This is a genomic window from Streptomyces purpurascens (assembly GCF_045040895.1).
GTDB classification, from domain to species: domain Bacteria; phylum Actinomycetota; class Actinomycetes; order Streptomycetales; family Streptomycetaceae; genus Streptomyces; species Streptomyces purpurascens.
Genome location: NZ_CP108341.1, coordinates 8,687,936 through 8,705,380 on the forward strand (window position 1 = coordinate 8,687,936; position 17,445 = coordinate 8,705,380).

Below are 17,445 nucleotides of genomic sequence, written 5' to 3' on the forward strand. Positions count from 1 at the left end.
ACGAGCGAAGATCTACGGCCGTGTTGTGACCCTTCGGAGAGGGAACGGCCACGGGCCGGTGTCCGGGACGTGAACGGCGGCCGCCCGGCTCACAGAAGCGAACGGGCCAGTGCCACGGCGCCCTCTACGGGCGGCACGCGCAGGGGTTGCGGCCGGGCTCCGGGCAGGACTTCGGCGAGCGCGGAGGTGAACGCCTCGTACAGCGCGGACTGGGCGAGCACCGTGCCGCCCGCCACCACCACGTCGTCCACCGCGATCCCGCGCCGGGCGAGCCGTACGACGAGTGCGGCGAGCGCCCGGCCGCCCTCGGCGATCACGGCACGGGCGAGCGGCGAGCCCGCCTCGGCGGCGGCGAACACCACGGGGGAGTGCCGGCCCCACTCGGCGGAGACGTCCCTGGCGGCCTCCAGTGCCGCGCCGAGCGCGGGCACCTCGGCCACCTCGAAGGCGGTGATCAGCCCGGCGGCCAGCGCGTCGGGCTCCTCGCCGCGGTCGTGCGCCGCCCAGACGGCCCGCGCGGCCTCGCGGACGAGCCCGGCCGCGCCGCCCTCGTCGCCGAGTACGGCACCCCAGCCGCCGACCTGGACCGGACCGCCGTCGGGCAACCGCCCCACCGCGACCGAACCGGTACCGGCGACCAGACCGACACCCTTGTCCAGCCCCGCGGCGGGGACGAGCAGTTCGGCGTCGCCCACGACGAGCGCGTGCACCCCCAGCCGCTCCTGAAGAGCGGCCCGGATGCCCGCGCACTGGCGTGGGGTCTCGCAGGCGTGACCGCCCACGGCGAGAGCGGACGGTCGGAGGGGCGAAGGCAGGGCGTCGGCGATCAGGCCGGCCAGCCAGTCGGCGGCGGCCTCGGGGTCGTGCGGCCGCCATCCCGTACTGCTGCGGACATGATCGACGACGTCCGCGCCGCCCGCGACGGCGCGCAGATGCGTCTTGGTGCCGCCCACGTCGATACCGACCGCGTAAGGCGTGGAGTCCTGCACGGCTCCTCTTTCGTCGTTGCGCGGTCACGGCGGACGGCAGGCGAACTACCCGTCGGACCACGGCAGTTGAAGAGGTAGGGAAGCCCCGGGACGGGCTTCTGTCGAACACGGCAGGCGAGTACCGTGAAGTTCGTTAGGAAGTTAACTAACGAAGTAGGGTGCGTCAAGAGGCACGGAATTCCCGATGCCGCGCCACCCTTGCGACCGCCCAGCACGGCCGCAGCACGACCTGGGGAGACCATGCACCTGAGTGAGAGTGCCCGTGTGGTGTTCGACGTACTGGCCGAGGCGGGCACGGCCACCCGCCCCCAGCTGGCGGCCGGTGCTGGCCTTTCCAAGCCGACCGTCTCCGCCGCCGTCGCGGAACTCGAGGCCGTCGAGCTCGCCGCCCACTCCGGGCGGGCCTCCGGTGGCACCGGCCGCAGCGCCGCCGTCTACCGGCTCGGCCCCGCCGCCGGTGCCGTGCTGGCGGTCGACCTGGGCCCGGCCAGGACCCGGGTGCGGGGCTGCGCCCTGGACGGCACCCTGCTCGCCGAGGGCACCGGCACCCGCCCGGAGGCCGCCGACACCGTCCGCAAGGTCCTCGACGCCCTGCCGGCCGGTGCCCCGCTGCGGGCCGTCGTCGTCGCCGTCGGTGACGTCACCACGCGCGACGGGGAGGGTGCCGGGGAGCGCCCCGCCACCGCCAAGGCCGGCCCCGTCTTCGACGCCATGGCCGTCGCCCTGCCCGAGGGCGTGCCCGTCCACCTGGAGAACAACGTCAACTGCGCCGCGCTCGCCGAACTGCACGAGGGCGCCGCCGTCGGCCGCGACACCTTCGGCTACCTGCGCATCGGCGTCGGCATCGGCCTCGCCGTCGTCATCGGCGGCCGGGTCCTGCGCGGTGCGAACGGCGCCGCCGGTGAGGTGGCCCGGCTGCCCTACCCCTGGGACGAGAGCCGCGCCCCGCACTACGAGGGCCTTGAGCAGCGCATGGGATCGCGCACCCTGCTCCGCCGGGCGGCCGAGACCTGGCAGGACACCGACGGCCCCCGCCCGCGCACGGCCGAGCGGCTCCTCACGCTCTCCGGGCAGGGGCATGCCACGGCCCGTGCCGTCCTCGACGCGCACGCCGCCGACGTGGGCCGGCTCGCCGCCGCCGTCGTCGCCGTCATGGACCCCGGACTGATCGTGCTGGGCGGCGCCACCGGCGCGGATCCACAGCTGCTGCCCGGGGTGCGGGCCGAGCTGGCCCGGCTGAGCTGGCCCACCGAGGTGGTCAGCAGCGTGGTGGGGGACACCGGCACGGTGGCGGGCGCCAGCAAGCTCGCCGTCGCCCATGGAATTCAAACCGTGACCGGAGCGGTGCTGGCGAAGCATTGACGGCTGCGCCATCGGTCTGCCAATGTCCGGACAAGCGCTTTCTGAGTCGGCCGGGACGCCGACTCCGGGTGAGCCTCCCGCCCGTACGAGCAGTACGGCAGCCGCACTAGGGCGTGCTTGTGCGACGTCGGCCGTCATGGCCGGGGACCCCACCCGTCAAGGCGACGCGGCCGGGCGAGGCCGTGCCCCCGGAAAGCGAAATTTCCTGCAAAATGCACCCGTGCCGCCTCGGCTGGCGCCGTGCTTCTTCCGCTACGACGAAAAGGGATTGAAGATGACCAGTCTGGGTGTGCGGCGCTCTCGCCGGCTCGGCCGCGGCGGCATACGCCGCGTTGTTCCCCTCGCTGCCGTGGCCACGGCAGGTGCCCTTCTGCTCTCCGCCTGCGGGTCGGGGTCCGACTCGGGCGGGAACGCCAAGTCGCTGACGTTCTGGATCTCCACGGTTCCGGGGCAGGACGCGGGCTGGAAGAAGATGGTGGCGCAGTACAAGAAGGAAACCGGCGTCAAGGTCAACCTCGTCAACATCCCCTACGACGGCTACCCGACGAAGCTGCACAACGCCGCGCAGGCGAACTCCCTGCCCGACGTGGCGGCCGTGCCGGCGCTGGACCCGATCTGGGCGAACAAGCTGATCGACCTCAGCTCCATCGCCAACAAGAAGAGCAACAAGATCAACCCCAACTTCCTCGCCAAGGACTCGTCCGGGAAGGTGCTGTCCATCCCCTCGGACGTCACCGCGTCCGGCCTGTTCATCAACAAGACGCTGTTCAAGAAGGCCGGCGTCTCCTTCCCGGCCTCGCCCCAGAAGACCTGGACCTGGACCGACTTCATCAAGGCGGCGGACAAGGTCCGCGAGAAGACCGGCGCCAAGTACTCCCTCACGTTCGACCAGTCGCCCTCCCGGCTCCGCGCCATGGTGTACGAGAAGGGCGGGAAGTACGTCCACGCGGACTCCTCCGGCAAGTTCTCGGTGGACGCGGCGACCAAGAAGGCCGTGAGCACCTTCGTCGGATGGAACGACGACAAGACCATGCCGAAGTCGGTGTGGACCAGCGGCGCCGACCCGTCGGCGATGTTCCAGAGCGGTGACGTGGTCGCCTACTGGTCCGGCGTGTGGCAGGTGCCCGCCTTCGCGGAGAGCATCAAGAAGTTCGAGTGGGCGAGCGTCCCGACTCCCGCCCAGCCGGTGCAGGCCAGCGATGTCAACAGCGGCGGCATGACGGTGGGCTTCAACAACAACGGCGCCGCGGCCACCGCCGCGACGAAGTTCCTGTCCTGGCTGTACGAGCCGGATCACTACCGCCAGCTGTGTGAGGCGTCCGGTTTCCTGCCGGTCGAGAGCGGTCTGAACCCGAAGTACCCCTTCAAGTCCGAGGCGGCACAGGCGGCGTTCAAGCTGTACAACGAGTCGATCCCGCTCTACGCCCCGATCTCCGGCTACTTCAACAGCGCGCAGACGAAGTGGGTGCTGAAGGGCAAGAGCCTCCCCGAGGACCCGACCAAGACGGAGCTCGGCAAGGCGATCAACGGCCAGCAGTCCTCCGACAAGGCCCTGCAGAACATCGTGGACGTCTACAACCAGCAGGTCGGCGGCTGAGCGCAGGCCGGCAGGCCCGGGCGGCGGGGTCGAGACACCGCCGCCCGGCCTCGGGCCCCCACGTGATGCCGGGCTCATGGCCTGAGCCCACAGGAACCCATTCCACCAGCACGGAGTCAGGAAGATGACCAAACGCGCCCCGGACGTGTCCGCGAGCCCGCCCAGGAGACGCAGTAAGTACACCCTTGCGCCGCTCGTCCTCATCGCGGCCAACGTCGTGCTCTTCGCGCTGTTCTTCGTCTGGCCGGCGGTGATCGGGCTCGTCTACTCCTTCACGAACTACACGGGCGTAGGGGTGTTCCAGTTCGTCGGACTGGACAACTACCAGAACCTTTTCGGGGACTCCACCTTCTACGACGCGCTGACCCGGACGCTGCTGTACGCCGTGCTCTTCGTCCCGCTGAACTTCGTGTTCTCGCTGCTCATCGCCAACGTGGTGGTGAGCAAGTACGCCAAGGGCGCCTCGGTCGCCCGCGTCATCTTCTTCATCCCGTGGCTGCTGTCGCCCATCGTCGTGGGTGTCCTGTGGCGGTGGCTGTTCGGTGAGAACTTCGGACTGGTCAACTACCTCATCCACGAGCTCGGCGGGCACGCCGTTCCGTGGCAGTCGAACGCGGACCTGTCGCTGCTGGTGGTGGTGATGGCGGCGTCCTGGGCCTGGACGGGCTTCTCGATGCTGCTGTTCATCGCGGCGATCAAGAACGTACCGGTGTCGTACTACGAGGCGGCCTCGCTCGACGGCGCCGGTCCGTGGCGCCAGTTCTTCCACATCACGCTGCCGAGCATCGCGCCCACCTCGTTCATCGTCATCCTGCTCAACACGATCAACGCGATGAAGGAATACCCGGTGTTCGTCGCCCTCAACAACGGCGGCCCGGGAACGTCGAACAACCTGATGGTCCAGTACATCTATGAGACGGGCTTCAAACGGGGCCAGATCGGCTACGCCAGCGCCGCGTCGTTCGTGCTCATGCTCATCCTGATGGCCGTCGCGATCATCCAGCTGATCGTCAACCGGCGGGTGGAGAACCGATGACAACCACAGACATGCCAAGCCCGGTCGAGGCCGGCGGACGGGCCGTCTCCAAGAAGCGGCGCCGCGGAGCGGCCACCGGTGGGCTCCGGCAGGCCGTGTCCGCGACGACACTGCTGTGGCTCCTGGCCTGCCTCTACGGGCTGCCGGTGCTGTGGTTCATCCTCAGCTCCCTCAAGCCGGCCAGCGACCTGTTCTCCTATCCGCTGACGCTGGTTCCGCACAACCCCACCCTGTCGGGTTTCAAGGCAGCGTGGAACAGCGCCAACTTCTCCCAGTACTTCATCAACACGACCATCGTGTGTGTGATCACGACGATCCTCACGGTGGGCGTCAGCTGCTGCACCGGGTACGCGCTGGCCAAGTACGACAACAAGTGGCTCAAGGTCTTCTTCCTCTGCATCCTGGCCACCACGATGCTGCCGTCCGAGGTCATGCTCGCCCCGGAGTTCCTCGTGGTCCGCGACCTCGGCCTCTACAACTCGTTCGCCGGCATCATCCTCCCGGCCGTGCTCACCGCGACCGGATGCTTCATGTTCCGCCAGTTCTTCCTGACGGTTCCCGACGAACTCGTGGAAGCCGCGCGCATCGATGGCGCCCGCGAACTGTCGATCTTCCTGCGGATCATGGTGCCGCTCTCCCGGCCCATCATGCTGACCCTCGCCATCCTGTCCTTCCAGTGGCGGTGGAACGACTACATCTGGCCGCTTCTGATGCTCAACGACCCCAACAAGTTCACCGTGCAGATCGGCATCCAGAGCATCGTCGGCGCGCAGAACATCAACTGGTCGGTACTGCTCGGCGCATCGGTCATCTCCATGATCCCTCTGATCGCCATCTTCCTGGTCTTCCAGCGCTACGTCATGGGCGCCGACATCAATGCCGGACTGAAGGACTGACCGTGCCCACCCCGCTCGACCACGCATTCGTCCGCGCGGCGGCCCGCGCCGCCGACCGGCCGGCCGCCCCGCTGGCGGCCGACCCCGACGAGGAACCCACCGGTGTGCACCACCGCGCCCTGGCGCGCCGGGTGAAGACTCTGGTCGCGGCGTACCGGTCCCCGGACTCGGCCCTGCACGGCAGCAGGCAGGCCGTCGCCGCCGCGACGACCCACCTCCGCGCCCTCCGGGCCGCGCAGACATCCACCGGCCTCTTCGCCGGCGGCGACAACGTGCAGTCACCGCCGGACTCCGCGTTCACCGTCAACGACGTGTGCGACGCACACGTCCTCGCCGCCGGCGCGGGGCCGGAACTGCGCGATGTCACGGCCGCCCTCGCCGAGATCGCCGGCGCCGCCTCCGGCAGTCTCCTGACCGGTGGGGTGCACACCCCGAACCACCGCTGGGAGCTGTGCGCGGCGCTGGCCCGGCTGCACCGGTCGTTCCCCGACGACCGGCTCCTCGACCGTGTCGAGGAGTGGCTCTCCGAGGGCGTCGACATCGACGCGGAGGGCCTGTACTCGGAACGGAGCGCCAACTACGCGGCCCACGTGTCCAACCCGTCGCTGCTGCTGCTGGCCGGCGTCCTCGGCCGCGCCGACCTGATGGACGCCGTCGAACGCAATCTCGCCACCACCCTGGACCTCATCAGGCCGGACGGCACGGTGGAGACCATCCACTCGCGACGGCAGGACCAGAACCACCCGTTCCCGCTGGCGCCCTACCTGCCGCACTACCGGCTGCTCGCGATCCGCACCGGCCGGGGCGACTTCAGCCGGGCGGCGCGGCTGGCGGCCGCCGGCGGCATCGACGACCCCGACCTGCTCGCCGAGACCCTCCTCACCCCGGACCTGTGCCACGTCCTGCCGGCACCGGCCGCGGAGACGCTTCCGCGTGATCGGTACATCACCACCGCGCGCCTCGCCGCACGCGCCTCGGCCACCGCGCACACGGTGGTGTACGGCGGCTCCGACGTGCCCGAGCACCGGCGCATCCGCTCGGGCCTCGCCTGCAATCCCACCTTCCTGCGCCTGTTCGCCGGCGACGCGGTCCTCGACGCGGTCCGCCTCTCACGGGGATTCTTCGACCTGGGCCCGTTCCGCGCCGACGTCATGCGACAGCCCGCCGACAACCGGTACCGGCTCACCGAAACCCTCACGGCCGCCTACTACCAGCCGCTGCCACCGGACCGGCGCCGGGACGACGGCGCCTACCGTACGGCGGACGAGGGACGCTTCTCGGCCGCGATGGCCTTCCCGGACCGGCCTCGGGACGAGGTCTCCCACACGACCCGCGTCGAGGTGGACCTGAGGGAGGACGGTGCCGACCTGCGGATCGACATCAGCGGACCGCGGGTGCCCTGGGCCCTCGAACTGACCTTCCGGCCGGGTGGAGTGCCGGAGGGCGCCGTACCGGTCGGCGACGGGCGCTGGTGCCTGACGACCGGGCCGATGACCTACCGGGTCGGTGACGACGAGATCCGGATCGAGGCCGACGTCGAGGCAGGCGAACCGCTGGCCGGGCCGGACCGGAGCGACGTACTGCGGTACGACCCGGGGCAGGACTACACCGTGGTGGGCGGCACCGATGCGACGACCGGGAACCGCGTCTACATCGGTGGACTCGGCCCGCACACACTGACCGTCGCACTGCGCGCCCGCCGGCCCGCACCTGTCGTGTGACTCCGGCGACCCACTACGCCGCGGGGGAACCGGAGCCGGCGCCGTCCGCGTGAGGCGGCCCAGGCATCACAGGGGCAGGCCGACCAGCCCACACCCGCGCCGTTCCGCCTCGGTCACCACCACGCCCCACTCCCGCAGCAGCACCGAGAACTCGTCGAAGTCCTCGATCCACCGCCCCGGGCACGCGGCATGCGTGCCGTACGGCACGCGCAGGCCCTCCAGCAGGGGCTCGGCTCGTGCCCAGTGCCCGGCCAGTGCGGACACGGTCGCCGGCGGGCAGGCGAGGAGCAGCCGACGGTGCCAGGGGTCGGTGTCCGCGGGGAACAGGCCGGAGACGGAGGCGTCCTCGGTGTCGGTGTCCCAGATCAGATCCCGCAGGAACGCGTCCAGGTGCTCACGCGGTTCCGGGCCCGCGTGCTCCCGTACGTCGTCCCAGGCCTGCCCGGCCCAGAAGTGCGGCTTGTAGGAGCCGGTGGTGCTGTGGAACTCGTACCGGCCGCACCACGGGACGTTCGACGCGGCGGGCCACACCCAGCCCCGCTGCGGCTCGGCATCCCAGTCGAGTTCGTCCTCGGGCATCGCGGCATCCTCGAGCAGCGCGTACCGCTCCTCGAACGGCGTCTGCTCTAGCCGCTCCCAGTCGACGGCCAGCACCGTGATGTCCAGGCCCATGGTCACCTCTCCACGCGTGGCAGCGCCGACTCCGGCACCACCAGGTCGGCCCGGCCCAGGGTCGTGGCGACCAGCTCGGCGTTGGGCTGGTCCGAGCGTGACACCCACGCCACCGCCTGCGCGTGGGACTTGCCGAACCGCTCGTGGCGGGCGACGAGTCGGCGGACGCGCTCCCGCTCGGGGAGTTCGCAGAACCACACCTCGTCGAGCCGGTGGCGCACCCGGGCCCAGGCGCCGGTGTCCAGGAGCAGGTAGTTGCCCTCGGTGACGACGAGCCGGGCCGTCGGCGGGACCGGGATCGCCCCCGCGAGCGGCTGTTCCAGGACGCGTTCGAAGCCGGGCGCGTACACGACGTCGTCGTGCCTCTCCTCGCGCAGCCGTCCCAGCAAGGCCGCGTACCCGGCCGCGTCGAACGTGTCGGGCGCGCCCTTGCGGTCCCTGCGGCCGAGCCGCTCCAGTTCGGTGTCGGCGAGGTGGAAGCCGTCCATGGGGACGTGCGCGACCCAGGGTTCGCCGGATCCGTTCAGTTCCCGCACCAGGTGCTCGGCGAGCGTCGACTTGCCCGCGCCGGGGCTGCCGGCGATGCCGAGGATCGCGCGCCGGCCGCCCCGGGGGAGGGCGCCGGCACGGTGGACCAGGTCGTCGAAGGTGAGCGGCACACCGCAGAGTGTGTCACCCCGCTACTGGGCCGTCCGGGGCGCGTACCCGTGGATGTGGCGTGCGCCACTCACTGGACATCTCCGGGCGGGGAACCGGACCTGTATGACGCAGCTCGGTCTTCCCGACGACATCCACGCCTGCCTCTTCGATCTCGACGGCGTCGTCACCAAGACGGCCGTCGTGCACGCGGCCGCCTGGAAGGAGATGTTCGACGCGTTCCTGCGCGAGCGTGACGGCGAGGACTTCCGGCCGTTCGACGCGGCGGCCGACTACGACGAGTACGTCGACGGCCGGCCACGCGCCGACGGCGTGCGGACGTTCCTCGCCTCCCGGGGCATCGACCTGCCCGACGGAGCCCCTGACGACCCACCGGCCGCGCAGACCGTGCACGGGCTCGGCAACCGCAAGAACGAGCTGGTCCTGGAGAAGATCCGCACCGACGGCGTCGAGGCCTACGACGGCACCCTGCGCTATCTGGAGGCGGTCCGCGCCCACGGCCTGAGCACCGCGATCGTCTCCTCCAGCGCCAACTGCCGGGACGTACTGCGCGCGATCGGCGCCGAGCACTTCTTCGACGTCCGGATCGACGGCGTGGTCGCCGCCGAGCGCAAGCTGCCCGGCAAGCCGCGCCCCGACACGTTCCTGGCCGCCGCCGAGGACCTGGGAATCGCTCCGGCCGAAGCCGCCGTCTTCGAGGACGCCCTGGCCGGCATGGACGCGGGCCGCGCGGGCCGCTTCGGGTACGTCGTCGGCGTCGACCGCGTCGGACAGACCGACGCGCTGTACACCCACGGCGCCGACGTGGTCGTGAAGGACCTCGACGAGCTGGGAGGCCGGGAGTGATCGAGCAGCGGGCGTACGCCGTCGAGCCGTGGACCGTGCGCGAGACGGAACTCGACCTCGACGTCCTGGCCCAGAGCGAGTCCGTGTTCGCCCTGTCCAACGGCCATGTCGGCTGGCGCGGCAACCTGGACGAGGGCGAACCGCACGGCCTGCCCGGCTCCTACCTCAACGGCGTCCACGAACTGCACCCGCTGCCCTACGCCGAGGCCGGCTACGGCTACCCGGAGTCCGGCCAGACGTCCATCAACGTCACCAACGGCAAGGTGCTGCGCCTCCTGGTCGACGACGAGCCGTTCGACCTGCGCTACGGACGGCTCGTCACCCACGAGCGGACCCTGGACCTCAGGCGGGGCGTGCTGGAGCGGGTCTGCGAGTGGACCTCCCCGGCCGGCTCGACCGTCCGTGTGCGCTCCACACGGCTGGTGTCCCTGACCCAGCGGGCGATCGCCGCCGTGGCGTACGAGGTGGAGCCCGTCGACAGCCGTACCCGCGTCGTCGTCCAGTCGGAGCTGGTCGCCAACGAGAGCCTGCCCGAGCCGGACGGCGACCCGCGCGCCGCCAAGGCGCTGAAGTCGCCGCTGGAACCGGAGGAGGACCTCGCCTCGGGCAGCCGGCTGCGCCTGGTCCACCGCACCCGGCGCAGCGGCCTCAGGGTCGCCGTGGCCGCCGACCACGTCGTCACCGGCCCTGACCGGACCACGACGAGCAGCGAGAGCAATGTGGACGTGGCCCGGCTGACCGTCACCTCCGTGCTGGAGCCGGGGGAGCGGCTGCGCGTGGAGAAGCTGGTCGCGCACGGCTGGTCCGGCGTCCGCTCCCGGCCCGCGATGAGCGACCAGGTCGAGGCGGCGCTGGCGGCGGCCGCGCACAGCGGCTGGTGGGGGCTGCTGAAGGACCAGCGGGCCTACCTCGACGACTTCTGGGGCCGCGCCGACGTCGAGATCGACGGCGACGAGGAGATCCAGCAGGCCGTCCGCTTCGCCCTCTTCCACGTCCTTCAGGCCGGCGCCCGTGCCGAACAGCGCGCCATCCCCGCCAAGGGACTCACCGGCTCGGGCTACGACGGCCACGCCTTCTGGGACACCGAGGCGTTCGTCCTGCCCCTGCTGACCTACACCGCGCCGCAAGCCGCCGCCGAGGAACTGCGCTGGCGCCTCGACACGCTGCCCGCCGCCCGGGAACGCGCGGCCCAACTCGGCCTGCGGGGCGCCGCGTTCCCCTGGCGCACCATCGAGGGCTCGGAAGGCTCCGCGTACTGGCCGGCCGGCACGGCCGCCTTCCACGTGGGCGCCGACATCGCTGACGCCGTCGTCCGGTACGTGGCCGTCACCGGCGACGAGAGGTTCGAACGCGAGGTCGGTGTCGAGCTGCTGGTGGAGACCGCCCGCCTGTGGCGCTCCCTCGGCCACCACGACGACCGGGGCGCCTTCCACATCGACGGCGTCACCGGACCGGACGAGTACAGCGCGATCGCCGACGACAACACGTACACCAACCTCATGGCCCGGGCGAACCTGCTGGCGGCCGCCGACGCCTGCAAACGCCACCCCGACGAGGCGGCCCGGCTCGGCGCCGACGAGGAGGAGAGCGCCGCCTGGCGGGACGCCGCCGAGGCCATGCACGTCCCCTACAACGAGGAGCTCGGCGTGCACGAACAGCACGCCGGCTTCACCCGCTGTCAGCGCTGGGACTTCGCCCGCACGGGCCCGGACCAGTACCCGCTGATGCTCCACTTCCCCTACTTCGACCTGTACCGCAAGCAGGTGATCAAGCAGGCGGACCTGGTGCTGGCGATGTACACCTGCGGCAGCTTCTTCGAGGGGTCCTTCGACGGCCGTGGCGAGGAGCAGATCGCGCGCAACTTCGCCTACTACGAGCCGCTGACCGTGCGGGACTCCTCCCTTTCGGCGTGCGTCCAGGCCGTCATGGCCGCCCGGGCGGGCCATCTGGACCTGGCCTACGCCTACACGGCCGAGGCCGCGCTGATGGATCTGGGGGACCTGGAGCACAACACCCGCGACGGACTGCACATCGCCTCGCTTGCCGGTACCTGGATGGCGCTGGTCGCCGGGTTCGGCGGCATGCGGTGCACCGACGGCGCCCTGCGGTTCGCGCCGCGCCTGCCCGAGAGGTTCAGCCGGCTGGCCTTCACGGTGGGGTTCCTCGGCCGGTGCCTGCGCGTGGAGCTGACCGCCGACCGCGCCACCTACACCCTGAGCTCCGGTCCGCCCTTGACGCTCCATCACCACGGCACCGAGCTGACGGTGAGTGAAGACGCCCCGGTGTCCCGGCCCGTCCCCCCGCTGACACAGCGCCCGGCCCCGAGCCAGCCCCCGCACCGCGCCCCGAACGCCCGCTGACGCTCACTTCGCGTCAGGCACTTGGCCGTATTCCGCCCTGCGTTCCTTCACCCCGCAGGTTAGTTTGACCGTGTTTGTCAGCTTTTCGAACACAGGGACAAGGGGCGGAACATGACCGACGGCTCGAACGCCATCCTGGTTCGCAGGCGAAGACGCGAACAGACGGCCGGGCCGGGCGCGCCCCAACGCGACCGGGGGAAACGGGCCCTCGCCGCGGTGGCGGCCGTCTTCACGCTGGCTCAACTCGCCCTGGTCCGGCCCGTGCTGGGCCTCGGCTGGGACGAGATCGTCTACGTCAGCCAGGTTACCCCCCACACCCCCGCGGCCTTCTTCAGCGCACCGCGCTCCCGGGGCGTCTCGCTGCTCGTGGCGCCCGTGGCGTCCTGGTCGGCGTCCGTCCCGCTGCTGCGCGTCTACCTCGCCCTGGTGTCCGGCCTCGCCCTCTACCTGGCCCTGCGCGCCTGGCGGGGCCTGTTCCCGACCCGTGTCCTGGTCGTCGGCGGCGCCCTCTTCGCCTCCCTGTGGGTGACCCTCTTCTACGGTCCGCAGGCCATGCCCAACTACTGGGTCGCGGTCGGCGCCCTGATCTGCGTGGGCTGCTTCCTGCGGGCCCGGCAGGAACGTTCCGTCCGAGTGGCCCTGTGGGGTGTCGCCGCCGGCGCCGCTCTCATGGCGTGGATGCGGCCCACCGACGCGGTCTACGTGACCGTGCCGCTGCTCGTCCTCGCACTGGCGCGCCGCCACCGGCGCCTGCTCCTCGTCCTCCTGGCGGGCCTCGCCGCGGGCGCCGTGCAGTGGGTGATCGAGGCCTACGTCGGCCACGGCGGCCTGGGGGAGCGCCTTTCGGAAGCCTCCCGGATCCAGGGCGGACTGGGCTGGCACATCGCCGTCGACGACCAGCTGCGCAGCCTGGGCGGCCGGGGCCTGTGCCGGCCGTGCACCGGCCCGATGCCCAACCCCCTGGTCGTCGTCTGGTGGTTCGTCCTGCCCGCACTGGCCGGCCTCGGACTGCTCGTCGCGGCCCGCGCCCGGCGCCTGGGCCGGACGCTCGTCCCGCTGGCCTGCGCCGCCACGGCCGCCCTGCCGTACCTCTTCATGATCGGCTACGCGGCGCCCCGCTTCCTCACGCCCACCTACGCACTGCTCGCGATCCCGGTCGCCGACGCCCTGTGGCACCTGGTCAAGGCCCCGGGCGGGAAATGGCGCCCGGTGGCCGCGACCCTGGTCGCGCTCGGCCTGGCCGGGCATCTGGCGGCGCAGCTCGCCGTCCTGGACGGCGCCGTGTCCCGCAACACCGAGAGCCGCCGCGACTGGGGCCGCACCGCCGACGCCCTGCACCGCCTCGGCGTCCGCCCGCCCTGCCTGCTCACCGGCCACGAGTCCATCCCGATCGGCTACTACACCGGCTGCTCCTCGGGCGCGACCTCCGGCAACAACGAGAACACCACCGCGGGCGCCATCCTGCGCACCGCTGACCGTCTCCCGGTCGCCCACCTCGCACCGGCCGGCGGCACCCCGCCCCGCTACGCCCGCACCTGGCCCGTCCACCGGATCTCGGACCTCGACGTGCGTGTTGCACCGCGGCAGCGGCGGGACGGGGCGGTGGCCGCCGAGGTTAGAGACCGCGTAACGGGAAACGCGGAACGGGCACATGAGACCGACGGGTCGACGCAGCGCGCGACAGGGAGGCAGAAGTGATGGGCACGGAACCGACGCGCCCCGGACCGATGGCGGACGACGCGTACCAGCCCACCGGGACCAATGAGGAGCAGGCGGACGCCGCGCCGCTGGATCTGCAGGACGCCGTCGACGAACGGACCTACGACGACACCCTCGACGAGGGCTACTCCCCGCCGGAGAAGCCGCTCGGCGTCACCAGGAGCGGCACCACCGCCGCCGAGCAGCACGAGGGCGAGACCCTCGACGAGCGGCTGTCCCAGGAGGTCCCCGACGTGTCGGCCGAGCCGGCCGGGGACGGCGTGGGCGACAGCCCCGACAGCGACGGCGAGCCGGTGGACCCGGAGGCGGGCACCGCCCGAGCCGGACGCCTGGTCGCCCCGGACGAGGGCGCCCACGCCGACACCACGAAGGAGACCGTCGCGGCCGACGTCGGCATCGACGGCGGCGCGGCCGGCGCGGAGGAGGCCGCCGTGCACGTGGTGGAGGACGACGGCACCCTGCCCGGGGACGACGACGGGGCGTGAACCGCCCGCGGCCGGGAGGTTCGCCCCCCCGGTGGACGCCGAGGGGGCCGACGGCTACGGCAGCAGCTTCTCGAGCGCGGCAGGCCCCTCGGCCGCCAGCTTGCGCCTGGCCCATTCGAGGTTGTGCGGGGTGAGGTCCTTGCCCGAGGCAAGGACAAGGTCCTCCGGCGACACATCGGTGCCGGTGCGGGCGTGGAGCAGGCGGTCCGGGGTGGCGCGGTCCTCGGGCGGCCGTGACGCGTGGGGCTGTGACGTCGACATGTTCTCTGCTCCTAGGGTCCGGATCGCTGGGGCGGCCCCGGTGCTGAAAAACGGGTCCGCTATCACCATTCCCCGCGGGAGCGCGGCGTGCATCCGGAGAGCACGGACCGGGCCCGGGGAAACCCAGGCCCCCCGTTCGGACGCCCACCGATGTCGCCTCGCCGCACCCCGGGCGACGGTGGACACACGTGTCCCCTGCGACTGACAGGAGCTTTCCCATGCGCACACGTGTGACCGCCGCGTTCGGCCTGGCCTGCGCCGCCCTGCTGGCCTGTGCCGGTACGGCCAGCGCCGACGCGGAGGCCGAAGCCATCGCCGTCGGCAGCCCCGGCTTCCTTTCCGGCAATGTCGTACAGATCCCCATCGACATCGATGCCAATATCTGCGGCAACTCGGTCAACTTCATCGGCGCGTTCAACTCCGCCATCGGCAACAAGTGCTCGATCAAGGACTGACGCACCGGTCGCACGACCCCGCCGGCGGCGGCCCGCGAAACTTCGCGGGCCGCCGCCGGCCGCCGTCAGGGCCCGCTCTGCGGGCGGGGCGCGAGCACGAGCATCGTGACGTCGTCCCGTATGTCCGGGCAGTGCCGGACGAGGTCGGCCCAAACCCTTTCGGCCAGGGCCGTCGGCTCCTCCTCGGCGAAGCCCGGCAGCCGCTCGGCCAGCGGGTAGAAGACCCCCTCGGCGTCCCTGGCCTCGGTGACCCCGTCGGACGCGAGGAAGAGCCGGTCACCGGCGCGCAGCCGCACCGAGACGACCCGGGGCGCGGCCGCCTCGGCGAGGCCGAGACCGAGCGGTGTGCACGGCTCGATGTCCAGCTCGACGGCACGCCCGTCGCGCAGCAGCAGCGGCCCGGACTGCCCGCACGCCACGATCCGCACCACACGGGCGTCGGCGGAGAACCCGAGCAGCACCGCCGTCGCGAACAACTCGGCGTGCGGCTCGCCCGCCGAGTCCGCCACCAGCCTCCGGTCGAGCCGGGCCGCCACCGCCTCCGGATCCGGCTGGTCCAGCACCGCCTCCCGGAACGCCCCCAGCAGCGACGCGACCGTGGCGACGGCTGAAAGACCGTGTCCCTGGACATCGCCCATGACCGCCCGTACGCCGTAGGGGCCCGCCCGTACGTCGAAGAAGTCGCCCCCGACCAGCGTCCCGCTCTGCGCGGCCCGGTACAGCCCCGCGCACCGCACCGGCCCGACCCGCTCCCGCAGCGGCGGCACGACGGCCCGCTGCGCGGCCTCGGCGACGGCCCGTTCGGTGACCAGCTGGGCGTCACGCCTGCTGCGGACGAACGACAGCAGCACGCTCAGTACCGCCACGAAGCACACGGTCAGCAGATCGGTGCTGCCGGGGTCGTTCAGGCTGAACACCGGGATGGTCAGCACGACCACCACCAGCGCGCCCAGCACCGCCGTCGCCAGCGGCCCGTGCGCGAGCACGGCCAGGGGCGGGATGGCACCCAGCAGGAAGCCGATGTCGAGCGGCTCCGGACTGATCAGCTCCGCCGCGCACACGCCCGCCAGCAGTGCGGACGGCAGCACCCGCGCCCAGCCCGGCGGGGGCGCGCCGCGCAGCCAGCCGCGCCGGTCCCGGTCCCGGCGCGGCAGCCGGTCGCGCACGCTGCTCACACCACCACGCTGCTACGCCCGACCGGGCGCCGCACGCCGGGCCCGCGCGGGCGCCCCTGGGCCGGCGGTGAGGGCGTGGGCGTCAGCCGGGCGTCGTGGTCGGTCGGACCGGAGGGCCGCTTGAGCCGAACCGGAAATTCGTTGGACGGTCCGCCGGCGGCCCCGTAGCCTGTGGCGGGCCACGCCTCGAGACCCGTGGAAGGAGGGCAGAGCCGTGCAGTTCACACCGTTCCAGCGCTCCCTGACCCTCGTCCCCGGCGTGTCTCGACCGACCTGACCGGGAGCGCTCTTCGCAGCATGCTTCCCGGAGGAAGTCCATGACCGACGTGGTCATCCGCGCGCTCGACGCGAGCGCCGTCGATCTCTTCGACACCCTGCCCGACCCGCTGGGCGCCCGTGAGGGGCACAAGCGGACCCTGCACCGCCCCGAATGGAAGCGGGTGGCCCTGCGCGACGGCAAGGTCGTCGCCCGCGGCGCCTGGTGGGGCGGCCCCGACGACACCGAGCCCGTCAACCTCAACTGGTTCGATGTCGCGGAAGGCGAGGAGGAAGCAGGCGCCGCACTCCTGCGCTCCGCGCCCTGGCAGGTGGAACTCGAGCTGAACCTGCCCCCCGGCTGGCGCGACACCCCGGCCCTGCGCACCGCCGCCGAGACCCGCTTCACCGCCGCGCGGAAGGCCGGCTACGACCTCCTGGTCGAACGCCTGCTGTACCGGTGGACCCCCGGGCACGGCCTGCCCGAACGGCCCGGGCGCCTGGTCTTCCGGGCCGAACCGGACGACGCCGTGTTCTTCGACGCGCTGCGCCGCATCCACTCCGTCACCCTGGACGCCCACGCGCTGAAGGACATCGAGGAGGGCGGACTCGACCGGGCGGCCCAGGAGGAACTCGACTTCTTCCGCTGGTGCCCCTCGCCGCGCGAGTGGTGGCAGGTCGCGTCCACACCGGAGGGCGAGCCGGTCGGCATCCACATTCCAGCCCACAACCCTTCGGGCCCGTGCATCGGCTTCATCGGCGTCCTGCCGGACCAGCGAGGCCGCGGCTACGCCTACGACCTCCTGGTCGAGTGCACCCGCTTCCTGGTCGAACAGGGCGCGGAGTTCGTCGCCGCCGCCACGGACCAGGGCAACTTCCCCATGGCCGCGAACTTCGCCAAGGCCGGTTTCCCGGTGGTCAAGGAACGGCTCAACTTCCACAGGGTGTAGGCAGGTGTT

At 72.0% G+C, this 17,445-nt stretch carries 16 protein-coding genes; 11 read left to right on the forward strand and 5 right to left on the reverse strand.

Annotation, left to right across the window (positions count from 1 at the left end; translation table 11 throughout):
- Positions 1-89: 89 nt before the first annotated feature.
- Positions 90-989, reverse strand: a complete 900-nt coding sequence (locus tag OHU35_RS39455) for an N-acetylglucosamine kinase (protein ID WP_405508769.1) — start codon at positions 987-989, stop codon at positions 90-92.
- A 240-nt stretch (positions 990-1,229) separates the two neighbouring features.
- Here OHU35_RS39455 and OHU35_RS39460 point away from each other — a divergent pair, with 240 nt between their 5' ends.
- From OHU35_RS39460 to OHU35_RS39480, 5 genes are all read left to right on the forward strand, one after another.
- The gene (locus OHU35_RS39460; protein ID WP_189727605.1) at positions 1,230-2,351 is read left to right on the forward strand and encodes an ROK family protein; all 1,122 of its coding nucleotides are present in this window, start codon (positions 1,230-1,232) and stop codon (positions 2,349-2,351) included.
- Between the two features lie 274 nt (positions 2,352-2,625).
- Positions 2,626-3,948 carry an ABC transporter substrate-binding protein gene (locus tag OHU35_RS39465; RefSeq protein ID WP_189727604.1) on the forward strand — a complete coding sequence of 441 codons (1,323 nt, stop codon included), beginning with the start codon at positions 2,626-2,628 and terminating at the stop codon, positions 3,946-3,948.
- A 124-nt stretch (positions 3,949-4,072) separates the two neighbouring features.
- Complete coding sequence (locus tag OHU35_RS39470) at positions 4,073-4,984, forward strand: carbohydrate ABC transporter permease (RefSeq protein ID WP_189727603.1); 912 nt, start codon at positions 4,073-4,075, stop codon at positions 4,982-4,984.
- On the forward strand, positions 4,981-5,880 hold the full coding sequence (locus tag OHU35_RS39475) for a carbohydrate ABC transporter permease (protein WP_189727602.1): 900 nt from the start codon (positions 4,981-4,983) through the stop codon (positions 5,878-5,880). Before OHU35_RS39470 ends, OHU35_RS39475 begins: the two co-directional genes overlap by 4 nt.
- Positions 5,881-5,882: 2 nt before the next feature.
- Complete coding sequence (locus OHU35_RS39480) at positions 5,883-7,601, forward strand: hypothetical protein (RefSeq protein WP_189727601.1); 1,719 nt, start codon at positions 5,883-5,885, stop codon at positions 7,599-7,601.
- A gap of 66 nt (positions 7,602-7,667) precedes the next feature.
- On the opposite strand, the gene OHU35_RS39485 is transcribed toward OHU35_RS39480, so the two are convergent.
- Both OHU35_RS39485 and OHU35_RS39490 read right to left on the reverse strand, forming a co-directional pair.
- Entirely contained in the window at positions 7,668-8,273 is a 606-nt protein-coding gene (locus tag OHU35_RS39485) for a hypothetical protein (protein WP_405508773.1), read from the reverse strand.
- 2 nt (positions 8,274-8,275) lie between these two features.
- Positions 8,276-8,932 carry a nucleoside/nucleotide kinase family protein gene (locus OHU35_RS39490; protein ID WP_189727600.1) on the reverse strand — a complete coding sequence of 219 codons (657 nt, stop codon included), beginning with the start codon at positions 8,930-8,932 and terminating at the stop codon, positions 8,276-8,278.
- 103 nt (positions 8,933-9,035) lie between these two features.
- Between OHU35_RS39490 and OHU35_RS39495 the strand changes: the two genes are divergently transcribed.
- From OHU35_RS39495 to OHU35_RS39510, 4 genes are all read left to right on the forward strand, one after another.
- The gene (locus OHU35_RS39495; protein WP_189727599.1) at positions 9,036-9,776 is read left to right on the forward strand and encodes an HAD family phosphatase; all 741 of its coding nucleotides are present in this window, start codon (positions 9,036-9,038) and stop codon (positions 9,774-9,776) included.
- Complete coding sequence (locus tag OHU35_RS39500; protein ID WP_405508775.1) at positions 9,773-12,136, forward strand: glycoside hydrolase family 65 protein; 2,364 nt, start codon at positions 9,773-9,775, stop codon at positions 12,134-12,136. Before OHU35_RS39495 ends, OHU35_RS39500 begins: the two co-directional genes overlap by 4 nt.
- A 111-nt stretch (positions 12,137-12,247) precedes the next feature.
- Positions 12,248-13,834, forward strand: coding sequence for a hypothetical protein (locus OHU35_RS39505; protein WP_405508777.1), 1,587 nt, complete (start codon positions 12,248-12,250; stop codon positions 13,832-13,834).
- On the forward strand, positions 13,834-14,340 hold the full coding sequence (locus tag OHU35_RS39510) for a DUF5709 domain-containing protein (protein WP_189727597.1): 507 nt from the start codon (positions 13,834-13,836) through the stop codon (positions 14,338-14,340). The genes OHU35_RS39505 and OHU35_RS39510 overlap by 1 nt, the downstream gene beginning before the upstream one ends.
- Before the next feature lie 54 nt (positions 14,341-14,394).
- Here the strand turns inward: OHU35_RS39510 and OHU35_RS39515 are convergent, their stop codons facing one another.
- On the reverse strand, positions 14,395-14,601 hold the full coding sequence (locus OHU35_RS39515; RefSeq protein ID WP_189727596.1) for a hypothetical protein: 207 nt from the start codon (positions 14,599-14,601) through the stop codon (positions 14,395-14,397).
- A gap of 218 nt (positions 14,602-14,819) precedes the next feature.
- Here OHU35_RS39515 and OHU35_RS39520 point away from each other — a divergent pair, with 218 nt between their 5' ends.
- A complete protein-coding gene (locus OHU35_RS39520) occupies positions 14,820-15,056 on the forward strand; it encodes a chaplin (RefSeq protein ID WP_189727595.1) in 237 nt (78 codons plus the stop codon).
- A gap of 65 nt (positions 15,057-15,121) precedes the next feature.
- Here OHU35_RS39520 and OHU35_RS39525 read toward each other — a convergent pair whose 3' ends face one another.
- Positions 15,122-16,231 (reverse strand): PP2C family protein-serine/threonine phosphatase, encoded by a 1,110-nt coding sequence (locus OHU35_RS39525; RefSeq protein WP_189727594.1) that lies wholly within the window; start codon positions 16,229-16,231, stop codon positions 15,122-15,124.
- A 317-nt stretch (positions 16,232-16,548) separates the two neighbouring features.
- On the opposite strand from OHU35_RS39525, the gene OHU35_RS39530 reads away from it, so the two are divergent.
- A complete protein-coding gene (locus tag OHU35_RS39530) occupies positions 16,549-17,436 on the forward strand; it encodes a GNAT family N-acetyltransferase (protein ID WP_405508781.1) in 888 nt (295 codons plus the stop codon).
- Positions 17,437-17,445 lie beyond the last annotated feature (9 nt).

What these genes read in the sequence shown, in the direction of transcription:
- OHU35_RS39470 (WP_189727603.1), top strand. Translation starts at nt 4,073, where the DNA reads ATGACCAAACGCGCCCCGGACGTGTCCGCGAGCCCGCCCAGGAGACGC.
- OHU35_RS39460 (WP_189727605.1), top strand. Translation starts at nt 1,230, where the DNA reads ATGCACCTGAGTGAGAGTGCCCGTGTGGTGTTCGACGTACTGGCCGAG.
- OHU35_RS39510 (WP_189727597.1), top strand. Translation starts at nt 13,834, where the DNA reads ATGGGCACGGAACCGACGCGCCCCGGACCGATGGCGGACGACGCGTAC.
- OHU35_RS39520 (WP_189727595.1), top strand. Translation starts at nt 14,820, where the DNA reads ATGCGCACACGTGTGACCGCCGCGTTCGGCCTGGCCTGCGCCGCCCTG.
- OHU35_RS39485 (WP_405508773.1), bottom strand. Translation starts at nt 8,273, where the DNA reads ATGGGCCTGGACATCACGGTGCTGGCCGTCGACTGGGAGCGGCTAGAG.
- OHU35_RS39465 (WP_189727604.1), top strand. Translation starts at nt 2,626, where the DNA reads ATGACCAGTCTGGGTGTGCGGCGCTCTCGCCGGCTCGGCCGCGGCGGC.
- OHU35_RS39495 (WP_189727599.1), top strand. Translation starts at nt 9,036, where the DNA reads ATGACGCAGCTCGGTCTTCCCGACGACATCCACGCCTGCCTCTTCGAT.
- OHU35_RS39530 (WP_405508781.1), top strand. Translation starts at nt 16,549, where the DNA reads ATGACCGACGTGGTCATCCGCGCGCTCGACGCGAGCGCCGTCGATCTC.
- OHU35_RS39515 (WP_189727596.1), bottom strand. Translation starts at nt 14,601, where the DNA reads ATGTCGACGTCACAGCCCCACGCGTCACGGCCGCCCGAGGACCGCGCC.
- OHU35_RS39505 (WP_405508777.1), top strand. Translation starts at nt 12,248, where the DNA reads ATGACCGACGGCTCGAACGCCATCCTGGTTCGCAGGCGAAGACGCGAA.
- OHU35_RS39475 (WP_189727602.1), top strand. Translation starts at nt 4,981, where the DNA reads ATGACAACCACAGACATGCCAAGCCCGGTCGAGGCCGGCGGACGGGCC.